This window comes from Variovorax sp. GW821-FHT09B01 (assembly GCF_059418345.1).
The window spans coordinates 112,013-134,693 of sequence record NZ_JBWKPQ010000020.1; the positions used below are offsets into that span (position 1 = coordinate 112,013).

General features: G+C 70.7%; 22 protein-coding genes and 1 tRNA gene. 15 read left to right on the forward strand and 8 right to left on the reverse strand.

The genetic code is table 11. The annotated features are described in order from the left end of the window. Positions 1-23: 23 nt before the first annotated feature. The 8 genes from AC07RV_RS35440 (at position 24) to AC07RV_RS35475 (ending at position 7,126) form a co-directional block, all read left to right on the forward strand. On the forward strand, positions 24-869 hold the full coding sequence (locus AC07RV_RS35440; protein ID WP_203204757.1) for a 2OG-Fe(II) oxygenase: 846 nt from the start codon (positions 24-26) through the stop codon (positions 867-869). 22 nt (positions 870-891) lie between these two features. Beyond that, the gene (locus AC07RV_RS35445) at positions 892-1,788 is read left to right on the forward strand and encodes an alpha/beta fold hydrolase (protein WP_296784094.1); all 897 of its coding nucleotides are present in this window, start codon (positions 892-894) and stop codon (positions 1,786-1,788) included. Next, a complete protein-coding gene (gene queF / locus AC07RV_RS35450) occupies positions 1,785-2,663 on the forward strand; it encodes an NADPH-dependent 7-cyano-7-deazaguanine reductase QueF (protein WP_296784097.1) in 879 nt (292 codons plus the stop codon). Before AC07RV_RS35445 ends, queF begins: the two co-directional genes overlap by 4 nt. An 86-nt stretch (positions 2,664-2,749) precedes the next feature. Beyond that, positions 2,750-2,825: transfer RNA gene (locus tag AC07RV_RS35455), tRNA-Gly, on the forward strand. 143 nt (positions 2,826-2,968) lie between these two features. Next, positions 2,969-3,856, forward strand: coding sequence for a LysR family transcriptional regulator (locus AC07RV_RS35460; RefSeq protein WP_296784100.1), 888 nt, complete (start codon positions 2,969-2,971; stop codon positions 3,854-3,856). A gap of 101 nt (positions 3,857-3,957) precedes the next feature. Beyond that, a complete protein-coding gene (locus AC07RV_RS35465; RefSeq protein WP_296784103.1) occupies positions 3,958-5,112 on the forward strand; it encodes a mandelate racemase/muconate lactonizing enzyme family protein in 1,155 nt (384 codons plus the stop codon). Between the two features lie 3 nt (positions 5,113-5,115). Beyond that, positions 5,116-6,120 carry a Bug family tripartite tricarboxylate transporter substrate binding protein gene (locus tag AC07RV_RS35470; protein ID WP_296784106.1) on the forward strand — a complete coding sequence of 335 codons (1,005 nt, stop codon included), beginning with the start codon at positions 5,116-5,118 and terminating at the stop codon, positions 6,118-6,120. Positions 6,121-6,418: 298 nt separating this feature from the next. Further along, positions 6,419-7,126: an arylmalonate decarboxylase gene (locus tag AC07RV_RS35475; RefSeq protein ID WP_296784109.1), complete on the forward strand. Its 708-nt coding sequence runs from the start codon at positions 6,419-6,421 to the stop codon at positions 7,124-7,126. Positions 7,127-7,149: 23 nt separating this feature from the next. Here the strand turns inward: AC07RV_RS35475 and AC07RV_RS35480 are convergent, their stop codons facing one another. Continuing rightward, positions 7,150-8,310, reverse strand: a complete 1,161-nt coding sequence (locus AC07RV_RS35480) for an acyl-CoA dehydrogenase family protein (RefSeq protein WP_177239582.1) — start codon at positions 8,308-8,310, stop codon at positions 7,150-7,152. Between the two features lie 215 nt (positions 8,311-8,525). Between AC07RV_RS35480 and AC07RV_RS35485 the strand changes: the two genes are divergently transcribed. Both AC07RV_RS35485 and AC07RV_RS35490 read left to right on the forward strand, forming a co-directional pair. Beyond that, complete coding sequence (locus AC07RV_RS35485; protein WP_057592921.1) at positions 8,526-8,705, forward strand: DUF3606 domain-containing protein; 180 nt, start codon at positions 8,526-8,528, stop codon at positions 8,703-8,705. Between the two features lie 189 nt (positions 8,706-8,894). Beyond that, complete coding sequence (locus tag AC07RV_RS35490) at positions 8,895-9,572, forward strand: hypothetical protein (protein ID WP_208507403.1); 678 nt, start codon at positions 8,895-8,897, stop codon at positions 9,570-9,572. On the opposite strand, the gene AC07RV_RS35495 is transcribed toward AC07RV_RS35490, so the two are convergent. Beyond that, on the reverse strand, positions 9,518-10,819 hold the full coding sequence (locus AC07RV_RS35495) for a DNA topoisomerase IB (RefSeq protein WP_296784115.1): 1,302 nt from the start codon (positions 10,817-10,819) through the stop codon (positions 9,518-9,520). The genes AC07RV_RS35490 and AC07RV_RS35495 overlap by 55 nt on opposite strands. Positions 10,820-10,953: 134 nt before the next feature. Here AC07RV_RS35495 and AC07RV_RS35500 point away from each other — a divergent pair, with 134 nt between their 5' ends. Beyond that, on the forward strand, positions 10,954-12,006 hold the full coding sequence (locus AC07RV_RS35500) for a purine-nucleoside phosphorylase (RefSeq protein ID WP_296784119.1): 1,053 nt from the start codon (positions 10,954-10,956) through the stop codon (positions 12,004-12,006). A 17-nt stretch (positions 12,007-12,023) separates the two neighbouring features. On the opposite strand, the gene AC07RV_RS35505 is transcribed toward AC07RV_RS35500, so the two are convergent. Together AC07RV_RS35505 and dinB are read right to left on the reverse strand one after the other, a co-directional pair. Continuing rightward, positions 12,024-12,710, reverse strand: a complete 687-nt coding sequence (locus AC07RV_RS35505; protein ID WP_296784122.1) for a TIGR02117 family protein — start codon at positions 12,708-12,710, stop codon at positions 12,024-12,026. Between the two features lie 4 nt (positions 12,711-12,714). Beyond that, positions 12,715-13,905, reverse strand: a complete 1,191-nt coding sequence (gene dinB / locus AC07RV_RS35510; protein WP_296784193.1) for a DNA polymerase IV — start codon at positions 13,903-13,905, stop codon at positions 12,715-12,717. A gap of 152 nt (positions 13,906-14,057) precedes the next feature. Between dinB and AC07RV_RS35515 the strand changes: the two genes are divergently transcribed. Together AC07RV_RS35515 and AC07RV_RS35520 are read left to right on the forward strand one after the other, a co-directional pair. Next, on the forward strand, positions 14,058-14,906 hold the full coding sequence (locus AC07RV_RS35515; RefSeq protein ID WP_296784124.1) for an RNase A-like domain-containing protein: 849 nt from the start codon (positions 14,058-14,060) through the stop codon (positions 14,904-14,906). Positions 14,907-14,928: 22 nt separating this feature from the next. After that, positions 14,929-15,207 (forward strand): contact-dependent growth inhibition system immunity protein, encoded by a 279-nt coding sequence (locus tag AC07RV_RS35520; protein WP_093356126.1) that lies wholly within the window; start codon positions 14,929-14,931, stop codon positions 15,205-15,207. A gap of 15 nt (positions 15,208-15,222) precedes the next feature. On the opposite strand, the gene AC07RV_RS35525 is transcribed toward AC07RV_RS35520, so the two are convergent. Together AC07RV_RS35525 and AC07RV_RS35530 are read right to left on the reverse strand one after the other, a co-directional pair. Next, the gene (locus AC07RV_RS35525) at positions 15,223-16,725 is read right to left on the reverse strand and encodes a TRAP transporter large permease subunit (protein ID WP_296784128.1); all 1,503 of its coding nucleotides are present in this window, start codon (positions 16,723-16,725) and stop codon (positions 15,223-15,225) included. Then, entirely contained in the window at positions 16,722-17,216 is a 495-nt protein-coding gene (locus AC07RV_RS35530) for a C4-dicarboxylate ABC transporter substrate-binding protein (protein ID WP_093356123.1), read from the reverse strand. The genes AC07RV_RS35525 and AC07RV_RS35530 overlap by 4 nt, the downstream gene beginning before the upstream one ends. A 93-nt stretch (positions 17,217-17,309) precedes the next feature. Between AC07RV_RS35530 and AC07RV_RS35535 the strand changes: the two genes are divergently transcribed. Next, on the forward strand, positions 17,310-17,870 hold the full coding sequence (locus AC07RV_RS35535; protein WP_093356120.1) for a putative glycolipid-binding domain-containing protein: 561 nt from the start codon (positions 17,310-17,312) through the stop codon (positions 17,868-17,870). A gap of 27 nt (positions 17,871-17,897) precedes the next feature. Here the strand turns inward: AC07RV_RS35535 and AC07RV_RS35540 are convergent, their stop codons facing one another. Both AC07RV_RS35540 and AC07RV_RS35545 read right to left on the reverse strand, forming a co-directional pair. Next, positions 17,898-18,893 (reverse strand): Bug family tripartite tricarboxylate transporter substrate binding protein, encoded by a 996-nt coding sequence (locus AC07RV_RS35540; RefSeq protein WP_296784137.1) that lies wholly within the window; start codon positions 18,891-18,893, stop codon positions 17,898-17,900. Next, entirely contained in the window at positions 18,890-19,822 is a 933-nt protein-coding gene (locus tag AC07RV_RS35545) for a LysR substrate-binding domain-containing protein (protein WP_296784139.1), read from the reverse strand. Before AC07RV_RS35545 ends, AC07RV_RS35540 begins: the two co-directional genes overlap by 4 nt. Positions 19,823-19,998: 176 nt before the next feature. Here AC07RV_RS35545 and AC07RV_RS35550 point away from each other — a divergent pair, with 176 nt between their 5' ends. Further along, positions 19,999-22,680 carry a tannase/feruloyl esterase family alpha/beta hydrolase gene (locus AC07RV_RS35550; protein ID WP_296784196.1) on the forward strand — a complete coding sequence of 894 codons (2,682 nt, stop codon included), beginning with the start codon at positions 19,999-20,001 and terminating at the stop codon, positions 22,678-22,680. Position 22,681 lies beyond the last annotated feature (1 nt).

Genomic DNA, 22,681 nt, shown 5'->3' on the forward strand with positions numbered 1-22,681 from the left:
GGCGAGGCAACCGGAGCGCGCGCATGACGCAGGCCGTGAGTCCCGAACTGCGCGACTGGCTGGTGAGCCAGCTCGCGGCCGGCCATTCGGTGCCCGCGCTGCGCGCCTCGATGCGCGCGGCCGGCTGGCACGATGCCGCCACCGACATCGCGCTGGCCCAGCTCGAGGCCGGCTTTCCCGAGTCCAGGGCCGCGTCGGCGCTGCCGCCGCGCACCTCGATGCCGGGCCCCGACCTCGAGGGTTCGCCGCTGTACATCGACGTGGGCGACCGCCGCGTGCAGGTGCTGCAGACCATGAAGCATCCGCGCGTGATCGTGTTCGGCAACCTGCTGTCGGCCGAGGAGTGCGAGGCGCTGATCGCGGCCGCGCGCGTGCGGCTCGCGCGCTCGCTCACCGTCGAGACCAAGACCGGCGGCGAGGTGCTCAACGTCGACCGCACCAGCGAAGGCATGTTCTTCGAGCGCGGCGAGAACGAGACCGTGCGGCAACTCGAGCAGCGCCTGGCGCTGCTGCTGCGCTGGCCGCTCGAGTTCGGCGAGGGACTGCAGATCCTGCGCTACGCGCCCGGCGCGCAGTACCGGCCGCACTACGACTACTTCGACCCCGGCGAGCCCGGCACGCCCACCATCCTCAAGCGCGGCGGCCAGCGCGTCGCCACGCTGGTGATGTACCTGCAGGAGCCCGAGAAGGGCGGCGCCACCACCTTCCCCGACGTCGGCCTCGAGGTCGCGCCGGTGCGCGGCACCGGCGTGTTCTTCAGCTACGACCATCCCGATCCCGCCACCCGCACGCTGCACGGCGGCGCGCCCGTGGTCGCGGGCGAGAAGTGGGTCGCCACCAAGTGGCTGCGCGAACGCGAGTTCCGCTAGCCCGCAACACAAGAAAGCCGCGATGAAGGTCCAGGCCAACGGATTGCAGATCGAAGTCGACGACACCGGCGGCGAGGGCCGCCCGGTGATCCTGCTGATCATGGGCCTGGGCATGCAGCTCGTGGCCTGGCCGCGCGATTTCGTGCAGTTGCTGGTCGACGCCGGCTTTCGCGTGCTGCGCCACGACAACCGCGACATCGGCCTGAGCGAAGGCTTCGACCACAAGGGCGTGGGCAACATCGTCTGGGAAAGCATCCGGCTGCGCCTGGGCCTGCCGGTGCGCTCGGCCTACACGCTGCAGGACATGGCGGCCGATTCGCTCGGCGTGCTCGACGCGCTGGGCATCGCGCAGGCGCACGTGGTCGGCGCCTCGATGGGCGGCATGATCGCGCAGCGCATGGCGGCGACCGCGCCCACGCGCGTGCAGAGCCTCGTGAGCATCATGAGTTCGAGCGGCGCGCGCGGCCTGCCCGGTCCGCGCCGCGAGGTGGCCGCGATGCTGTTGCGGCGCCCGCTGGGCCGCGGCGAGGACGAGCTGATCGCGCACAGCATCCGCCTGCTGCGCCTGATCCAGAGCCCGGCCTATCCGCAGACCGACGAGGCGCTGGCCGAGCGCCTGCGCTTCGCCATGCGCCGCGCCTACCATCCGGCCGGCATGTTCCGCCAGATGCTCGCCATCGGCGCCGACACCGAGCGCCCCGAGCTGCTGGGCCGCATCCAGTGCCCGACCCTGGTGCTGCACGGCGAGCCCGACGCGCTGGTGCCGATCGCCTGCGGCCAGGACACGGCGCGCCGCATCCCCGGCGCGCAGTTCGTGCCCATTCCCGGCATGGGCCACGATCTCCCGCCCGAGGTCTGCGCCATCCTTGCCAGACACATCGTCCCGTTCCTGAACGCGACGCCATCCCGCCATCCATGAGCCACGACGCCTCCCACACCCCCAACCCCAACACGCCCGAGCAGTCCCAGCTCGGCCGCGCCTCGGCCTACGCCGACCGCTACGACCCCACGCTGCTGTTCCCGATCGCACGCGCCACCCAGCGCGAGGCCATGGGCATCGCGGCCGGCGCCTTGCCCTTCTTCGGCGCCGACCTCTGGACCGCCTTCGAACTGAGCTGGCTCAACCCGCGCGGCAAGCCGCAGCTCGCGATCGCGCACTTCACCGTGCCCTGCGAGACGCCCAACATCATCGAGAGCAAGAGCTTCAAGCTCTACCTCAACAGCTTCAACAACACCGCCTTCGCCGACGCCGAGGCCGTGCGCGAACGCCTGCGCACCGACCTGGCCGAGGCGCTGTGGCGCGGCAGCGACCGCGCGGCGGGCATCGGCGTGAAGCTGGTCGCGCCCGAGCTATTCGACCGCGAGCCGGTGCACGAGCTCGACGGCCTGGACCTCGACCGGCTCGACATCGAATGCACGAAGTACCAGCCCGCGCCCGAGCTGCTCTCGAGTGACGCCACGCAGGTGCCGGTGACCGAGACGCTGACCAGCCGGCTGCTCAAGAGCAACTGCCTGGTCACGGGCCAGCCCGACTGGGGCAGCGTGCAGGTCCGCTACAGCGGCCCGCCGATCGACCAGGCCGGGCTGCTCGCCTACATCGTGAGCTTTCGCAACCACAACGAATTCCACGAGCCCTGCGTGGAGCGCATGTTCACCGACATCTGGAAGCACTGCCACCCGACCAAGCTCACGGTGTATGCGCGCTATACGCGGCGCGGCGGGCTCGACATCAACCCGTTCCGCACCAGCTGGCCGCAGGCGCTGCCGGCCAACGTGCGCACGGCGCGCCAGTAGGCGGACCGGTGTCGCCGAAGTTTTTTGAAGATTTTTTTGCCCGGATTCGAAAATGGCGTTTTTTTGGGCATATAATCTGAGGCTTCGCGGGAATAGCTCAGTTGGTAGAGCGCAACCTTGCCAAGGTTGAGGTCGAGAGTTCGAGACTCTTTTCCCGCTCCAAATTTTTTGCTTCTTCGAAGGGTCCGCAAGACCCGCCGCAGAACGCAAGCGAAGACGAAAAAAAGGCCGCTGTCCCCAGCGGCCTTTTTCTTTTTCCGCGGCCGCTCGCGAGGGGCGCCCGGCCCGTGTGGCATCCTGCCCGCATGACCCCCGACACCCGTTCGCTGCGCCTGTTCGTGGCGGTGGCCGACCACGGCAGCATCAGCGAGGGCGCCAAGCGCTGCCACCTCGCGCTCGCGGCCGCGAGCAAGCGCATCTCCGACCTCGAGGCGCGCGCGCGGCTGCCGCTGTTCGTGCGCCATGCGCGCGGCGTCACGCTCACGTCGGCCGGCCATGGGCTGCTGCTGCATGCGCGCGCCGTGCTCTCGGCCATGGACCGGCTCGGCGCCGAGCTCGACGACTTCCAGCAGGGCGTGGCGGGCGTGGTCAGCATCACGGCCAATGCCTCGACCATCGCGCAGTTCCTGCCGGCGCAGATCGGCTCCTTCCTGCGGCTGCATCCGGTGCTCAAGATCGACCTGCAGGAGCGCGCGAGCACCGAGGTGGTGAAGGCGGTGCAGGCCGGCCTGGCCGACATCGGCGTGATCGAGGGCAACACGCCGGCCGATCCGCTCGAATGCCTGCCCTACCGCAGCGACGAACTGGCCGTGGTGGTGGCGCGCGACCATCCGTTGGGCCGGCGCAAGCGCATCGGCGCGGACGAGGTGCTGCGCCACGAGCACATCGTGGTGCGCGAAGGCACGGCGCTGCATCGCGTGCTGCTGAATGCCGCGCTCGAGGCGCAGCTGCCGCTCAAGGTGCGCATGCAGGTCGGCAGCTTCGACATGGTGTGCCGCATGGTGGAGCAGGGCGCGGGCATCGGCGTGCTGCCCTATGCGGCCATCCTGCCGCAGCTGCAGATCCTCAAGCTGCGCTGCCTCAAGCTCGATGCGCCCTGGGCCGTGCGCCGCCACCTGTTGTGCGTGCGCCGGCAGCAGGACCTGACGGTGGCCGCGCGCTCGGTGCTGGAACACCTGAGCCGGCCCGACTGAAGCACGAGGCTTCGCGCCGCGCGAAGCCTCGCTCCCGCCAAAAACGAATTGTTCTCCACCGGGGCGCGCGCAAAGATGCGCGCACAACGAAGGAGACAATTTTGAAGATCGTTCGCGTCAGCGCCACGCCGCTGAACATTCCCGTCGCCATCGACGTGCTGGGGCTCGACATGAAGACCTCGCTGTCGCTGTGCCTGACCGAGATCGAGACCGACACCGGCCTCGTCGGCCACGGCATGACCGCCATCACCGAGGAGGAGATCATCGCCGCCGCGGTGCGCGAGGTGGCGGGCCCGGCGCTGATCGGCGAGGACCCGATGGCCACCGAGCGCCTGTGGGACAAGCTCTACTGGCTGCTCTCGCCGCGCGGCCAGACCGGCTACGCGAGCCATGCCATCGCCGCGCTCGACATCGCGCTGTGGGACCTGAAGGCGAGGGCGCTGGGCCAGCCGCTGTGGCGCCTGCTCGGCGGTGCGCGCGCCAGGGTGCCGGTGTATGCGACCTTCGGCTTCGGCTTCTTCGAGCGCGACCAGCTCGCGGCCGCCGCCAAGCTGTGGGTGGAGCAGGGCTTTCGCCGCCTGAAGATGACCGTCGGCGGCCATGCGCTCGCGCGCCGCGACGAACCGCGGCCGATCGACGAGGTGATCGCCGAGGACGTGCGCCGCGTCGCCGCGGTGCGCGAGGCGGTCGGCCCCGAGGTGAAGCTCTATGTCGACGCCAACTGCGGCCTCGACCTGTTCCATGCGAGCGAACTCGCGCGCCGCATCGAACCCTACGGCATCAGCTTCTTCGAGGAGCCGCTGACCCAGAACGACGTGCGCCAGATGGCCCAGCTGCGCGCGCGCACGAGCATCCCGCTGGCCTGCGGGCAGAACGAGGGCCTGGCCTTCCGCTTCCGCGACCTGCTGGTGAACCAGGCGGCCGATGTGCTGCAGCCCAACGTGACGATCTCGGGCGGCTACTCGCAGTGCCTGAAGATCGCGGGCATGGCGCAGGCCTTCAACGTGCCGATCGACAACGGCGGCGCCTGGCCCTTCCACAACATGCACCTGCATGCGGGCGTGTCGAACGGCGGGCTGGTCGAGTACCACTACGTGGCGGTGAAGATGCTGCAGCAGATCTTCGATGGCCTGCCCGTCCCCGAGCAGGGCTGGCTCACGCTGCCCGAGACGCCGGGCCTGGGTTTCGCGCCCAATGCCGAGCGCGTGCGCGAACTCGCAAAGCTGCCGACCTCGCGCGGCAAGGGCAAGGCCTGAACGATGAGAACAACACCCACGATCCTTCGCCGGCGCCGGCAGGCATTGCGCGCGGCAACGGCCCTCGGCCTCGCGGGCCTGCTCGCGGCGCCCGTGGCCTGGGCCCAGAAGTACCCCGACAAGCCGATCCGCCTCATCGTCGGCTATTCGGCCGGCGGTGGCGTCGATGCCGTGGCGCGCCTGTTGAGCGCGCGCCTGCCCGCGGTGCTGGGCCAGCAGGTGCTGGTGGAGAACCGCACCGGCGCCACCGGACTCATCGCGGCCGACTTCGTCGCCAAGGCGCCGCCCGATGGCTACACGCTGATGATGGGCGACAGCGCCTTGCTGATCGCCAAGCTGCTGCAGCCGAAGATCGCGATCGATCCGCTCACCAGCTTCAAGCCGGTGGCCGGTGCCTTCGTCTCGCCGCTGATGATCGTCACGGGCAACGACTTCCCCGCGAAGACACCGGCGGAATTCGTCGCCCAGCTCAAGGCGAACCCGGGCCGTTTCTCCTTCGCGACCTCGGGCGTGGGCACGGTGCAGCACCTGGGCTTCGAGATGCTCAAGCAGTCCACCGGCAGCTTCGTGGTGCATGTGCCGTACCGCGGCGCCGCGCAGATCGTGCCCGACGTGATCGGCGGCCAGGTGCCGATCGGCGTGGTCAGCGCGACGGCGGCGATGGCGCAGTCCAAGGCCGGCAAGTTGCGCGCGGTGGCGCTGATGAACAGCGCGAAGCTCGAAGGGGCCGAGAGCATTGCGCCGCTGGCCGATGCGCTGCCGGGGTTCGATGTGGCGCCGCGCATCTTCGTGCTCGCGCCTGCTGGAACGCCCAACGAGATCGTCGACCGGTTCTCAGCCGCCGTGAAGACGGTGCTCGATGCGCCTGATGCTGGAGCTGCCGCGGCGGCGCAGGGGACCTTGCGGGCCTATGCCACGCCGGCGCAGCTCGGCAAGGACATGGCCGAGGAGACGGTGCGGTGGAAACGCATCATCACGGAGCAGCGGATCGTGGCGGATGGGGGGTGATTTTTTGGGCGTTTGTTGTCCGGGGCGGGCTCACGCCGATGGGGTACTCCCCTCCGCGAATGTCCCCCGCCTTCGGCTCCTCCTTGATTTCGCTGCGGGGAGTACCCCATCGGCGTGAGTCGGGGCGCAATCGTTGTTGACTCGCCGGCACCACCGCAGCGCCTCCCGTGCACAGGGTGTCGGGTGCTTCCCGCAGCGAAATAAAGGAGGAGCCCGAAGGGCGGGGGACATTCGCGGAGGGAAGTACCCGATGCCCTGTGCACGCGCCCCAGACCCCAAACTGAATGAAACAGAAGAGATGAACCAACCACACCTGGGCCTCATAGTCCCCCCGAAAGCAGGCGAAGTCCCCATCGACGGCCAGCTTCTCTACGGCGATCGCATCCGTTTCAGCGCACGCGGCCTGGGCCTCGGAGAAATCTCCACCCGCGGCTACACCGAAGTCATCGACTCGGTGATCGACAAGGCGTTGGAACTCAAGGAGGAGGGCGTCGGCGCCATCTCCCTCATGGGCACCTCGCTGAGCTTCTTCCGCGGCGCCGCCTTCAACCGGCAGCTCGAAGTCGAGATGTCACGCGCCACAGAGCTGCCCTGCACCACCATGAGCAACGCCATCGTCGAAGGACTGCGCGGCCTCGGCGTGAAGCGCGTCGCCGTGGCCACCGCCTACATCGACGAGGTCAACGTGCAGCTGCGGCGCTATCTCGAACAGAGCGACTTCGAACCGCTGGCCATCGAAGGCCTGTCGATCTCCGATGTGCAGCAGGTCGGCCAGGTCGGCACGCAGGTGCTGGTGGACCTGGGCCGTCGGGTGTTCGAGGCACGGCCGGGGGCGGACGGCATCCTCATCTCCTGCGGCGGACTCGTCACGCTCGACGCCGTGCGCGAACTCGAGTCGATGCTGCAGGTGCCCGTGGTCTCGAGTTCGCCCGCGGGCTTTCGCGACCTGGTGCGCAAGGCCGGGCTCGATGCGCGCTCGCCCGGCAATGGCCGGCTGTTCGATTGAGAAGACGGCGGCGGACCCGTCGCTCAGAACGAACGCGGCAGGCCGAGCATGTGCTCGGCCACATAGCTGAGGATCAGGTTGGTCGAGATCGGCGCCACCTGGTAGAGCCGCGTCTCGCGGAACTTGCGTTCGATGTCGTATTCGCAGGCGAAGCCGAAGCCGCCGTGGAACTGCAGGCAGGCGTTCGCCGCTTCCCAGCTCGCCTTGGCCGCGAGGTATTTCGCCATGTTGGCCTGCGCGCCGCAGGGCTCGCGTGCGTCGAACAGGCGGCAGGCCTCGTAGCGCATCAGGTTCGCGGCCTCGACCTCGATGAAGGCCTCGGCGATCGGGAACTGCACGCCCTGGTTCTGGCCGATCGGGCGGCCGAACACCACGCGCTCCTTGGCATAGGCCGTCACCTTGTCGATGAACCAGTAGCCGTCGCCGATGCATTCGGCCGCGATCAGCGTGCGCTCGGCATTGAGCCCGTCGAGGATGTACTTGAAGCCCTGGCCTTCCTCGCCGATCAGGTTTTCGGCCGGGATCTCGAGGTTCTCGAAGAACAGCTCGTTGGTCTCGTGGTTCACCATGTTGAGGATCGGCCGCACCGTCATGCCCTGGCCGATGGCCTCGCGCAGGTCGACGATGAAGATCGACATGCCCTCGGATTTCTTCTTCACCTCGGCCAGCGGCGTGGTGCGCGCCAGCAGGATCATCAGGTCGGAATGCTGGATGCGCGAGATCCACACCTTCTGGCCGTTGACGACATAGCGGTCGCCCTTCTTCACCGCCGTCGTCTTGATCTTCGTGGTGTCGGTGCCCGTGGTGGGCTCGGTCACGCCCATCGACTGCAGCCGCAGTTCGCCGCTCGCGATCTTCGGCAGGTACCGCTGCTTCTGCGCCTCGCTGCCATGGCGCAGCAGCGTGCCCATGTTGTACATCTGGCCATGGCAGGCGCCCGAGTTGCCGCCGCAGCGGTTGATCTCTTCCATGATCACCGAGGCCTCGGTCAGGCCCAGGCCCGAGCCGCCGTACGCCTGCGGGATCAGCGCGGCCATCCAGCCGGCCTGGGTGAGCGCGTCCACGAACTCGGCGGGATAGCCGCGCGCCTCGTCGATCTTGCGGAAGTATTCGTCGGGAAACTGCGCGCAGAGGTCGCGCACGGCGTCGCGGATGTCGGGGAAGCGGGTGTCGTTGCTGTGCATCGCCTGAATCTATCCGCGTGCGCGGCGCGCGTCTCTCGGATTTCGGAAGCCTCCCTTCGGCCAAGGCGGATGCCCGGTCGCGGGCCGTCGATTGCGCGCGACTCGCCTCGCTTCGGACATGTCCTGCAACGGGACGCGCTGCGGTCTTTCCGGCGCCTTCATCGAACGGACGCAATCTGCTGCCCATTCCCTGAACCATCCTGGAGGACAGCACCATGGCAGACGACCTGAGCAAGCGCGGACAGCCCGACCGCTCGCGCATCAACGTGAACGAGGCGCACGAGATGCGCTACTGGACCCAGACCCTGGGCGTGACCGAGGCGCAACTGCGCTCGGCGGTCGCGGCCGCCGGCGTCGAGGTCAAGGACGTGCGGACCTACCTCGGCAAGCCCTGAGCGCCGGTGAACGGGAACCTGCGTAGGCAGGTTCCTACACCCGGGCGACGAGGCGCGGCCGATACTCTGTCGCTTGCCTCGCACCGGGACATTTCCCTTGAACCTCCCCCCCTTCCTCGCTTCCCTCCCTGGCCCGACGCTCGGGCATCGTCCCTTGCAAGCCGCCCCCGCGGCCGGAGCCGTGGCGCGATGAAGAGCTCTCCCGGAGCCCGCAGCTGGATCGCCGCCGGCGTGCGCCACGAACTGCTGACCCGCGCCTTGCCCGCGCTGCGCCACGACATGGCGGCGCCGGTGTCGGTGATCCGCATGGCGCTGCTGATGCTCAAGCGCCAACTCGGCGCCGAGACCATCGACCGCGCCGTCAGCGAGGAACGCATGGGCCTGGTCGACGGCCAGGTGTCCGAACTGGTCGAGGGCATCCGCTCGCTGCGCGACTGGGAACTGGCCACCACCGACGACGGCATCACGCGCGCCGCGCTGGTGGCGCGCTGCGTCGCGCTGATGCGCGCCGCCTTCGACCTGCATGGCGTGTCGCTCGAGGTGGACGATGCGCTCGCCGCCGGCGAGGACGAGAAGCGCTGGCCCGCGGCGGCCGCGCTGCGCTACTTGTTCCTCGGCGCGCTCGGCTACCTGCACGACGGCGCGCCCGAGGCCGGCGCGATCCGGATCGAGGCCGATGGCCCCGAAGGCCTGCGCTTCGCGGCACTGCCGCGCGAGGCCAGTGCCGTCAATCCCGTGCTCGATGCGCACCGCGCGCCGCGCGCGCTGGCCATCGACGCGGTCGCGCTGCAGAGCCTGGCCGAGGACCTCGGCTACCGCATCGCGCTCGAGCGCGACAGCGTGCGCTTCTCGCTCGGCGCGGGCTGAGCACGCGGCCGCGCCGGCGCGGCCTGGCGCACCGGCAGCGGTGCGTGCTTCGCTTCCTTCGAGGCCGTCGAGCTCGAGGCGGGCTTGGCGCTCTTGCGCTGCCGCGTCGCGGCCTGGGCTTCGCGCCGATGCGCCTGCAGAAAACCCAATAGCCGCCGTTCCGCCGCGTGCAGCCCGCGCGACGGCCGCGCACTGCGGCGCCCCGCGATGCGTTCGAGCAGGGCCGACGCCGCATCGGCCTCGGTGCTCGCGAGCGCGCTGCCCAGCGACAGCACGGCAGGATGCACATAGGCCTTCTTGCAGACCGCGGGCGTGTTGCCGAGCTGGCGCGCCACGGTCGCGAGGATGTCCTTCGCGGTGTAGCGGTTGCCGTCCGAGGCGACCCGGCCCGGCTCGCAGGCCAGCCGCGTGAGCTCCAGCGCCTGCACCGTGCCATGCCAGGTGCGGAAGTCCTTCGCGGTGAAGCGCTCGCCGTCCAGGCCCTTCTGGCCCTCGACCACCTCGCTGAGGTAGTCGTTGACGTCGGTCGACGAGACGCTGTGCGGCTCGCCGTCCTCGCCCACGTACTGGAACAGCGCCTGCCCCGGCAGTTGCTGGCAGCCGCGCACGATCTTCGCCACGCGCGGGTCCTCGAGCGTGGCCTCGTGCATCACGCCGCTCTTGCCGCGAAAGCGCAGCCGCAGCGCCGCGCCCTTCACCGCCGCATGCCGGTTGCGCAGCGTGGTGAGGCCGTAGGAACCGTTGCTGCTCGCGTACTCCTCGTTGCCCACGCGCATCAGCGTGGTGTCGAGCAGCCGCACCAGCGCGGCCAGCACCTGGGGTCGCGCCGGCGCGCCCGTGCCCTTGCCGGCCTGCAGGTCGCGCTGCACCCGCGCGCGGATGCGCGGCAGCGCGCGCGCGAAGGCCTCGAGCCGGTCGAACTTGGTCTCGTCCTTCAGCGCGCGCCAGTCGGCGTGGTAGCGGTACTGCTTGCGGCCGCGCGCGTCGAGGCCGGTGGCCTGCAGGTGGCCGTTGGGCAGCGGGCAGATCCACACCTCGTCGTAGGCCGGCGGAATCGCCAGCATGCGGATGCGCGAGAGCTCGTCGGCGTCGCGCACCCACTGGCCGCGCGCGTCGCGGTAGCGGAACTTCGCGCCGTGCCGCAGCCGGCGGATGCCCGGCATGTCGGGGTTCACGTAGACCAGCCCGTTCGCGATCGGCGTGGGCTTGGACGGAGGCCGTCGCGCGGAGGATGCAGTGTCCGGCATGGTGGTTGCGTGGTGTAGACAGGCCCGTTGTGCCAGCGCCGACAATGCGCGGCTGTAGGACGCCGCGAGCGCCGCCGGTGCGATGGCCGCGCTTGCGTGTCCTGCCCCCAATTCTCGAACCCACGGAGTCCCCCATGCCGTCTTCCTCCTCCCTGTGCTTCGCCCGCCTCTCGGCGCTGGCCGCCGCCGCGCTGCTGGCCGGTGCCGCCAGTGCCGCCACCATGCCGCCCGCGCCCGGCGCCGAGGCCCGCGCCGAACTGCCCGTGAAGGTGAAGGTGTTCGTCGCCGCCATGTTCGAGATCGGCCAGAACAGCGGTGACCGCGCGGGCGAGTTCCAGCACTGGTACGAGCGCTACTGGAAGGGCGCGAAGCCGATGGCCGTGCCCGGCGCGCTGCAGCCCGTCTACTGCAATGCCGACGGCGTCTGTGGCGCGGTGCTCGGCATGGGCAAGGTCAATTCCTCGGCCTCGATGCAGGCGATCCTCTTGAACCCGCAGTTCGATTTCTCGCAGGCCTACTACGTGATCTCGGGCGTGGCCGGCACGCCGCCCTCGCGCGGCACCATCGGCGAGGTGAGCTGGGCCACCTGGCTGGTCGACTACGACCTCGGCCACCGCTGGGCACCCGAGGAGAACAAGCCCGGCGAGCCCACCTTCATGCCGCGCAAGGGCTACGAGTCGTACCGCCGCTTCAAGCTCAACCCCGAGCTCGTCGGCTGGGCCATGAAGCTCACGGCCGACACGCCGCTCAAGGATTCCGAATCGGCGCGCAGCTACCGGCTGCGCTACCCCGATGCCGCGGCGCGGCGCGCGCCCTTCGTCGGCACCGGCACCCACATGACGGGCGACACCTTCTTCCACGGCCCCGGCATGTCGAACCAGGCGCAGTACATCGCGAAGCTCTATGGCGCCGACGACTACGTGATCACCGAGATGGAGGCCGCCGCGATCACGCTCGTGATCCAGCGCACCCACGGCACCGACCGCGTGATGAGCCTGCGCGGCGCGGTCAACTTCGACCAGGGCAATCCCAACGAGACCACCCTGCAGCATCTCGACCCCGCGCCCGGCGAAACGGCCGGCGGCTTCGCCGAGACGGTGGAGAACATCGCGCTGGTGGGCACGCGCGTGGTCGACCACATCGTGGCGAACTGGGGGCAGTGGCAGGGCGGCGTGCCGCGGCCCTGAGACATAAGCGGCCGCGCTCAGGGCGCCGGCTGCAGATGCCAGGTCACCGTGAAGTCGAACGGCGTCCAGCGGCTGACCTTCACGCCCGCGCGGCGCAGGCCGCGGCCGGTCCAGGTGTTGCAGGTCTCGAACAGGTGGTAGGCGCCGTTGGCCTCGTAGAAGGCGTCCTGCGCGTTGTAGTGCGCGCCCGCGATGGCCGTCGCCTGGCCCGCGGGCAGGGTGCTGCGCACATGCTCGATCAGGCGCAGGTACTGCGGCATCGACAGCGGCAGCCGGAACGCGCCGGCGCCGAACTGGTCGCGCCGCAGATAGCTCACGTGCAGCAGCGCGCGGTTGCGGCCCGACAACGCGCCCAGCGCGCGCGCGGCCGTGAGGTCGGCCCAGGTCGGCGTGTGCAGGTAGAACTCGCGGTCGCCCCAGCCCAGCGCCACGTACTCGGCACCGGGCGGCACGGCCGGGAAGTCCGCGAGCGGGAACAGCTTTTGCCAATCGATCAGCGCCGAGCGCACCGGGAACACGTAGTCGGTGTGCACGCCGTTGCTCAGCACCCAGGCTTCGACATAGGGCGCGGCCGGCGCCGTGGCCTTCGCATGGCTGGGCCAGAACACCAGCGCGAAGGCCGTTCCCACGTAGAGCCCGATCAGCACCACGAGGCCGAGCAGCAGCAGCGAGAAGCGGCGCAGCCAGCGTGCGATGAAGGCCATGGCGTCAGAACAGCGAGGCGGTGGCCGACTCGGGCGCGGCGGCCGGGCGCTGCGTGCCGCCGGCCGGTGCCAGCGCCTCGGGGCTGCCCGCGCGCGCCAGCGCGCCCACGCGCACGCCCAAGAGGCGCAGCGGGCGTTCGAGCGGCACGCGCTTCAGGCACAGGCCGCCGGTGCGGCGAATGGTCTTCGCGTCGTCGGTGAAACGGTCGATGGTCTGGTCGCGCGTGGCGATCCTGAAGTCGTCGTAGCGCAGCTTGATGCCGATGGTCTTGCCCACATAGCCCTTGCGCTGCAGGTCCTCGGCGAGCTTCTCGCACAGCCGCGTGAAGATCTCGCCGAGCTCGGCGCGGTCGCGCACCGCATGCAGGTCGCGCTCGAAGGTGGTCTCGCGGCTCATCGAGACCGGTTCGCTCTCGGTCACCACCGGGCGATCGTCGCGGCCCCATGCCACCTCGTGCATCCAGGCGCCGGTGGACTTGCCGAAGTTGTCGATCAGCCAGCCGCGCTCGCAGGCCGCGAGCTGGCCGATGGTCTCGATGCCCAGGCGCTTGAGCTTCTCGTCGGCCTTGGGCCCGATGCCGTTGACCTTGCGGCAGGGCAGCGGCCAGATGCGCGTCTTCACGTCGTCCTCGTAGACCACCGAGATGCCGTTGGGCTTGTTGAATTCGCTCGCCATCTTGGCGATCAGCTTGTTGGGTGCCACGCCGATCGAGCAGGTCAGGCCGGTGGCCTGGAAGATCGACTTCTGGATCAGCCGCGCCAGCGTGCGCCCGCCCTCGCGCTGGCCGCCGGGCACCTCGGTGAAGTCGATGTAGACCTCGTCCACGCCGCGGTCCTCCATCAGCGGCGCGATGTCGGTGATGATCGACTTGAAGCCGCGCGAGTACTTGCGGATCTCCTCGAAGTCCACGGGCAGCAGGATCGCGTCGGGGCACAGCTTGGCGGCCTTCATGAGCCCCATGGCCGAGCCCACGCCGAACTTGCGCGCCGGGTAGGTCGCGGTGGTGATCACGCCGCGGCCCACGTAGTCCTTGAGCCGCGCGAAGGCATCGACCGGAATGTCGGCCAGCGTGCCGCCGGGCGGCAGGTGGCGGATCGCTTCGTCGACGCTGCGCCGGCCGCCGCCGATCACCACCGGCAGGCCCTTGAGCTGCGGATAGCGCAGCAGCTCGACCGACGCGTAGAAGGCGTCCATGTCGAGGTGGGCGATGCGGCGGATCGGGGGCGTGGCGGCGGGCTTGGAACTCACGGTAACGATTGTCTCGCGCTGCGCCGATGTTCGCCCGGGCCGTGCAAGAATGCTTCGGAATTTCAATCCCCCGCAAGGACAACGGAAAGGAATCCACCATGGGTGACGACGAGGAAGGCGGCCTCTCGGTCGCGCTGACGCCGGTGCAGCTGGCGGCGGTGCTCGGTGGCGAGGACGTGCCCGAGTCGGCGAGCCTCAGCAACCGGCTCTGGGGCACCGCGGCGCTGGTCGGCGGCGTCATCGAACTGGTCGGCGCGGGCGTGCTGTGCGTCGCGCCCGAACCCACCATGGCGAGCAAGGTCGGCTGCGTGGTGCTCGGCGCCCACGGCAGCGACGTCACCGCCACCGCCGCGCGCCAGATCTGGACCGGCCGCTCGCAGCGCACCGCCACCGCCATGACGGCCGATGCCGCCGCGCAGGCCATGGGTGCCTCGCCCGAGACCGGCGCGCAGGTGGGGCTCGCGGTCGACGTCGCGGTGCCGCTGTTCGTGGCCGGCGGCCTCGCCGCATCGCGCGTCATCGCGGTGCGCGCGAGCCGCTTCAAGCTCGAGCCCGTGCGCCTCATCGAGCACGAAGGCGTGGCCGGCTCCAAGGCCGGCGGCCACACCATCCGCGAACACGTCGGCAAATCGGCGCAGGACCTGTTCGACCGCTTCGCGAAGAAGCCCAGCCTGCAGAAGTCGTCGTCCTTCTTCGACCTCGCCACCGCCGAGTCGGCCATCAGCCAGACGGTGCGCGCCAATGCGCGCGCGATCCGCGCCTGGTCGCGCTCGGCGCAGGTGGGCTCCAAGCCGATGGCCTTCGAGCACGACATCGGCACCGTGGTCGGCATCGGCGTGCAGCGCGGCAGCACCGCCGTGAGCCAGCTCACCAAGGTGCGCGTGACGCTCAACATGAAGGCCTACAACGGCAAGCCCTTCTACATCCTCACCGCCCATCCGTTCTGACAGCCAGCACAAAAATCCCACGATGCGATTCGAACTGATCGACCACTTGACCAAGGTCTATTTCGGCCAGGATGCCGACATCCTCTTCGGCGAGACCGGCGCCGAGATCATGGCCTCGTACCGCGAATCGAGCACCCCGGCCGAACTGGCCGCGCTGCGTGCCGAGATCGCCGACTACCGGGGTTCGCACGACGACGTCGAGGCCGCGTTCGCGCGCGACTTCGAGCGCGACTACCTGCCCGAGGATTTCGGCCGCACGGCGGCGGAGTTCTTCGACCGCGTGCTGGCGGCGGTGCAGTAGCACCCGCGGCTTCGTTCAGGGCGATTCGGTGGCGGGCGCACCGTCGGCCGGATCGGGCGGCGGGGCCATCTCGCGCATCAGGCGGTCGACCGTGTCGGCGTCCATCGGTGCCTGCGCGGCCGCCGCCTCGGGCGCATCGCGTAGCCAGCGCGTGCTGTCGGGCCAGGCCATCGTCGCGGCCATCACCAGCGCGAGCAGCACGAGGTAAGGGGCCAGCGCGAGCGCCACCGCGCGCAGCGGCGGGCGCGGCACGGTCTGCCCGCGCGCGAGCACCAGCGCATAGCCGAAGGGCGGCAGCAGGAAGCCGGCCTGCAGCACCAGCAGCGCGAGCGTCGCGATCCAGGCCGCGTCGGGGAGTTGCGCGAGCACGGGCGGCATCACGATCGGCACCACGAGGAAGATCAGCTCGAAGGCATCGAGCACGAAGGCGCAGGCCAGCAGGATGGCGAGCACGGCGCCCAGGCCGATCATCGGATGGCCTTGCAGCGCGAGCATCAGCCGCATGACCAGCGCATCGGTGCCGAAGCCGCGCAGCAGCAGCGAGAAGGTGGTGGCCGCGACCAGCAGCGCATAGAGCGCACCGGTCAGCGCCATCGCGTCGTCGAGCACCTGGCGCAGCAGCCCCGCGCGCAGCAGCTGGCCCGAGACCAGTCCCCAGCCGAGCAGCAGCATGCAGGCGGTGGCGGCGCCTTCGACCGGCCGCACGCGGCCGAGCGCGATCAGCACCAGCAGCGAGCCGATCACGGGCGGCACGATCGAAAGCGTCCAGCGCTGCGGCCTCGTGAGTGGCTCGCGCGCGGCCGGCGTGGCCGACAGGACGGGCCGCGCGCTCCAGGCCGCGATCGCGAGCCAGCCGACGAACAGCGCCGCGGCCGGCAGCAGCGCGGCCTGCAGGATGTCCTGCGTGTTGACGATGCGTTCGGCCGCGGCGCCCGGCAGGCCCAGGCTGCGCGCCATGTTCACGCCCTCGGTGTGGGCACGCAGCATCGCGTCGGCAAGCAGCAGCAGGACCAGCGAGGGCGGCACGATCACGCCGAGCGTGCCGGTCACCGCCACCAGCGCCGTGCGGCGCGGGGCCGGCAGGCCTTCGCGTGCCCAGCCCTCGCCCGCGGTGCGCGCCAGCGTGAGCAGGCTTGCGCCGACCGAGCCGTTCATCGGCGCCAGCAGCAGGCCGAGCACCATGCCCGCGATCTCGGCGGCCGCGCGCGGCGCGATGCGCGCGAGCAGGCGGCGCAGGCCCTCGTACAGGTGCTGCGCGAGCGCGAGCCGGTTGAGCAGCGCACCCACCAGCGCATAGAGCGCGAGCGCCTGCAGCAGGTCGTGCTCGAGCAGGCCGACGATGCGCCATGGCAGGTTCTGCAGCAGCGCCATGTCGAAGGCGCCGAGCGCCAGGCCCGTCACCGCGCCGAGCGTGGACACGCCGAGCAGCACCGCATAGGTCGGCCAGCCCGTGCTCATCATCAGCGCGAGCGCCACTGCGAGCAGCGCCAGGCCGAGCCAGCCGGTGCCGGCGCTCATCGCGTGCGCCGCCACGGCCAGGCCTGCCAGAGCTCGAGCGCCGCCTGCAGCGCGAGCAGCACGGCGAGCAGCAGCAGCGCGATCTTGACCATGAAGTAGCCCGCGTTGAAGGTGTCGGGAAAGCGCTCGAGCGCGGCCACCGAGCCCAGCACCGGACGTGCCGACACGGCCACCAGGAACAGCGCCCACGGCAGCACGCACAGCGCCGCACCGGCGCGGCGCCAGCGCGCGGGACTGCCCGCAGCGAGGTCGGGCCGTGCCACCAGATGCGCGCCGCGCCGGCCCGCGTGCCGCAGCGCCACCGCCACGTAGAGCGCGAACAGCCACTGCGCGAGGTCGTTGGCCTGCGTCGGTCCGAAGCCGGCCCCGGCGAGACCGCGCAGCGGCCACTGCAGGAACAGCAGCAGCGCGATCGCGAGCGCCAGCGGCATCGCCAGCCGGTCGAGGCGGTCGAGCAGGCGGGTGGCGAGGCAGGCGTCGGGCGGCGTCATGGCGAGCGACGCTAGTTCCCGAACCTGACCAGCACCTGCGGCGTGGCGGGGCAATGCTTGCGCCGCCCCACGGCCCGCGCCATCATCCGCCCCATGCAAACCGTCGCTTCCATCCTCTGGCGCAGGCTCGACGTCCCGGGCCACGATGCCTGCCGTCTCGAACGCAATGCCAGCGCCTGGCAGCTCGACGGCGCCTCGGCCTTCCGCGCCGAGGACGGCCGGGTGGCGCAGCTGCACTACCGCGTGCGCTGCGACCTGCACTGGCATGCGCAGTGGGGCACGGTGCGCGGCTGGCTCGGCGACAGCACGGTGGACCTCTCGATCACGCGCGACGCGCAGGGCCGCTGGAAGCTCAACGACGAACCGGTGCCCGATCTCTCGCACTGCGTCGACCTCGACCTGGGCTTCACGCCCGCGACCAACCTGCTGCAGCTGCGTCGCCTCAATCTCTCGAAGGGCGAGGGCGCCGATGCGCCCGCGGCCTGGATCGACCTCGATGGCGGCAGCCTCGGCGAGCTGATGCAGCGCTACGAGCGCAGCGGCGACAACGCCTACCGCTACGTGGCGAAGCGCTTCGATTACGAGGCGGTGCTGGGCGTCACGGCCGATGGCTTCGTGCATGACTATCCGGGGCTCTGGGTCGCCGAAGCCTGAGCAGCGCCCCGGCCGCGCGATGCGGCCTCAATCGAACTGCGACCGATCCCCCGCCACCAGCGCCCGGTTGCGTCGCCGATCGAGCGCGATCTCGCGCGCGAAATCCTCGCTGCTGCCGCCGGCCGGCAGGTTGTAGGCCTCGCGCAGCCGAAGCCGCAGCGTCTCGCCGCGCAGCAGGCGCTGGATCTCGGCATTGAGCCGCTGCACCACGGGCTGCGGCGTGCGCGCCGGCGCGAACAGGCCGAACAGCGAATCGCGGTTGGCGCGTTCGTAGCCGAGCTCGGCGAGCGTGGGCACATCGGGCAGGGCCTCGATGCGGCGCGGCGCGCCGACCGCGAGGGCCTGGAAGCGGCCGCTCTCGATGTACTGCAACTGCTGCGCCGCGACGTTTGTCGACAGCACCTCGAACTGGCCGCTCAGCGCGTCGTTGAGCTGCGGGCCGCCGCCCTGGTAGGGGATGTGGGTGATGTCGGTGCGGCTCTGCACGCGCACCTGCGCGAGCACCAGGTGGCCGATGGTGGCCACGCCCGAGCTGGCCCAGCGCACCGCGCCCGGATGGGCGCGCGCCTGCGCGATCAGGTCGCCGAAGCCGCGGCCGCTGAAGGCCTGGGTGCCGACCACCAGCACCGGCGTGCGCATCAGGCTGGCCACCGGCACGAAGGCGCGCAGCGGGTCGTAGGCCACGCGCGCGAGCAGCGGATGCAAGGTGAGCGGGCTGATGGCCGAGAAGGCCAGCGTGTGGCCGTCGGGCACGGCGCGCGCGAGCGCATCCATGCCCACGCTGCCGCCGGCGCCGGGCCGGTTCTCGATCAGCACTGGCACGCCGAGCGACTGCGCCAGCGGCTCGGCCAGCACGCGTGCCATGCCGTCGCTGACGCCGCCCGGCGGGTAGACCACGATCAGCCGCACCGGCCGGCTGGGCCAGGCCGGCGCGGTGCTGGCGCGCGACACGCCGAGCGTGGCGAGGCCGACGAAGGACGCGCCCGCGCCCAGCAGCACGCGGCGATGCAGCGCCCGCGTCATGGCCGGCCCTTCGCGTCGCCGGCCACGAGGCCGCGCAGCAGTGCGGCGAAACGGCGCGCGGGCAGGTTGTCCTCGTCGGCGCGCGACACCAGCGTGAGCGGCGCGTCGAGCGCGCCGCCGTCGGCCAGCGGCGCATAGGCGATCGCGTGCGCATGCACGCCGGTCATCGAGGCCGGCACCACCGACAGCCCGACGCCCGCGGCCACGAGGTTGAGGTTGGTCATCATGCGTTCGACCTCGGCCACCACGCGCGGGCGCAGGCCCTTGGCATGGCACAGCGCGAGCAGCTCGGCATAGAGGCCGGGCGCGCCGGGGCGGCGCACCAGGATCAGGTCTTCCTCGCAGAGCTTTGCCAGCGGCAGCGGGCGGGAAGCCGTGCGCTGGCTGCGCGCGGTGGCGAAGCGGTGATCGCTGGGCATCGCCACCAGCACCGGCTCGCGCAGCAAAGTCTCGAACGCCAGGCCCGCGGGCCGGTCGACCGGCACGCGCAGCAGGCCGCAATGCACGCGGCCCGCGGCCAGCGCCTCGGTGATCTCGGCGGCGTTGTTCTCGCTGAGCTGCAGCTCGACGTCGGGGTACTCGCGCCGGAACGCGCGCAGCGCCTCGGGCACGAAGCGGTGCGCGGCGGCCGAACTGGTGAAGCCCACGGCCAGGCTGCCGGCCTGGCCGCTGGCCACGCGCGCCATGCGCTGCCGCATCGCGTCCATGTCCTGCAGCATGCGCAGCGCCTCGGCCTGGAACTGGCGGCCGGCGTCGGTCAGCGTCACGCCGCGCGGATGGCGCTTGAACAGCAGCACCCCGAGCTCGCGTTCCAGCGCCTTGATGGTCAGGCTCAGCGGCGGTTGCTGGATGCCCAGGCGCTCGGCGGCGCGCGTCATGTGGCCGGTCTCGGCGACGGCCACGAAGTAGCGCAGCGGTCTTATCTCCATACTTTTTTCATATTGAAAGTGCCTTGTTATTTTATTTGACCCTAGGTCAGGCTGCTTCTATCGTCCGGCCGCCTATTCAATGAGCGGCCCCACGAGGCCGTGTTCCGGAGACAAAGACCATGCGCCCACCGCGCCCCTTGCCGACATCCGTGCCGACCCGACTCGGCCTTCCCTCCATGCTGCGCGCCGGTGCCACCGCACTGGGCCTCTCGCTGATCCTGGCCGCCTGCGGTGGGGGTGGCGGAGGCGGCGGCCTGCCGTTCCTGCCCATCGTGCCACCGGGCAACGGCGGCGACACGCCCGTCGACCCGCCGCCGACCCAGACCGCGAAGGCCTGCGCCGAGCTCGCCGGCATGACCCTGGCCGCCGCGCAGATCAGCCTGCCCACGCAGGGCGCCACCGTGACCAGCGCCACCGCGGTGGCTGCGGGCGATGCCGGCAACAACTACGGCGATTACTGCCGCGTGCGCGGCACCATCCAGCCGGTGGACCCGAACTCGCAGCTGATCAACTTCGCGCTGAACCTGCCCGAGAAGTGGAACCAGAAGACCATTCACTTCGGCGGCGGCGGCTTCGACGGCGTGCTGATCGACGGCACCGAGGTGATCCGCTTCGGCCCGCGCGAAAAGCCCGCGCCGCTCGCGCTCGGCTATGCCACCTACGGCGACGACTCGGGCCACCAGGCCAGCAGCATCACCGACGGCCGCTTCGCCGCCAACGACGAGCAGCTCGCCAACTACGGCGGCCAGTCGCTCAAGAAGACGCGCGACGTGGCGCAGGCGCTGGTGCTCGCGCGCTACGGCAGCAAGCCGAAGAAGGCCTACTTCCTCGGCACCTCGACCGGCGGGCGCGATGCGCTGAGCTACATCCAGCGCTGGCCGCTCGACTACGACGGCGTGATCGCCAACGAGCCCGCGCTCAACTACACGGGCACGCGGCTGTCGAACGTGGCCGTGGGCCGCGCGCTCTACAACAACGGCGGCGCGGGCTGGATGAACGTGGCCAAGACGCTGCTGGTGCAGCGGACCGTGCTGCAGGCCTGCGACAAGCTCGACGGCGCGGCCGACGGCATCGTGAGCAACGTCGAGAGCTGCCGCCAGCTCAACACGCAGATCCTCGCCTCGCTGCGCTGCACCGGCGGCACCGACACCGGCGACGGCTGCCTGTCCGACGCGCAGCTCGATACCGTGCGCACCATCGAGTCGCCGCTCGAGTTCACGAGCTACGCGCTGGGCAACGGCGTGAAGCGCGCGGGCGGCTACAACCTGCTCGAAGGCGCGCTGGTGGCGGGCCCGTACACCACGCGCGACCTCGGCACGCGCAAGGTGCCGGCCAACCCGGCGACGTCGGCCGACGCCAACATGTACGTCACCGGCGACCAGTGGGTGAAGTACTTCGTGACGCGCATCGAGGGCTTCGACACGCTGACCTTCGATCCGCTGAACCCCGGCGCCTACGCGGCGCGCGTGACCGAGGTGTCGAACCTCACCGACGCCACCAACCCGGACCTCGCGCCCTTCTTCGCGCACGGCGGCAAGCTGATCATGCTGCACGGCCTGGCCGACGAGGTGATCAGCCCGAACTCGACCATCGACTACTACAAGCAGCTGATCGCCACCGTGGGCCAGGCCTCGGTCGACCAGAACGTGCGCTTCTACACCGTGCCCGGCATGGGCCATGGCACCGGCGTGTTCATCCCCAACTGGGATTCGCTCGCGGCGCTCGAGGGCTGGGTCGAGGGCGGCCTCGCGCCCGCCACCGGCGTGGCGGTGGACGCGGTGGCCGGCACCTACGGCCGCACCCGCCCGCTGTGCCAGTTCCCGGCCTGGCCCAAGTACCGCGGCAGCGGCAGCCTCGACGCGGCCGTCAACTACAGCTGCGTGACCGAGGTCGGCGATCCGCTGGCCTGCCCGAACCTGCCCGCGGCCGTCGCCACCTACAAGGGCGGCGACAGCTTCGGCGAAGAGCTGCGCGTGCAGATCGACCCGGCCACCATGGCCTACACCGTCACCGTCGACGCCAGCCTGCAGCGCACCGCCGGCACCACGCGCAGCGGCACGCTGGTGTCGCAGGGCCAGTGCAGCTACACCAGCGGCGAGAGCGGCGCGGTGTTCGCGTTCGCGCCGGGCGGCGTGCTGCTGGGCGGCGTGAACGCGCCGAGCGGCGGCGGCTTCGCACCGCTGCTCGCGTTCCAGAACACCTTCGAGAACTCGGCCTCGCCCGCGGTGTTCAACCCGGTCGCGAACATCTTCAACACGGTCGGCGTGCAGCAGGGCAGCGGCAGCGCCGTGCCCTATGCCGGCGCGGTGCGGCTGCGCAACGCGGGCACCTTCCAGTACTGCCGCAGCGCGGCGGGCAATGCCGGCAGCTTCATGGTCTACGACGCCAACTGCACCGAGACCGAAAAGGGCTACATCAGCTGGAACGGCACGCGCAATGCCTTCGACCTGCGCGCCACCGCGCCGACCGGCGGCGCCACCACCACCGGCGGCACGCTCACCGGCTCGATGGTGATCGGCCTGGTGAACGGCGCCGCGGTGCCGATGCACCTGGTGCGCGAATCTGCCACCAGCTTCGGCCTGCGCCTGCACGCGACCCAACTGAGCCTGACCGCGGGCGCGGCCGACGGCAGCTACGTGATGGCCAGCGTGAAGGGCGAGAACGCCGCGGCCACTGTGACCGGCACCGGCTTCAACCTCGCGGGCACGACCGCGACGCTGAGCTACGACAAGCCGGTGCCGGGCGTGGTGGAATCCAGCCTCGGTGCGCCGGACCACTTCCTCTTCAACAGCGGCGTGCTCGGCTTCGTGTCCGGCGCGGGCACGAGCGCGGCGCTGCAACTCGGAGTACGCCATTGAC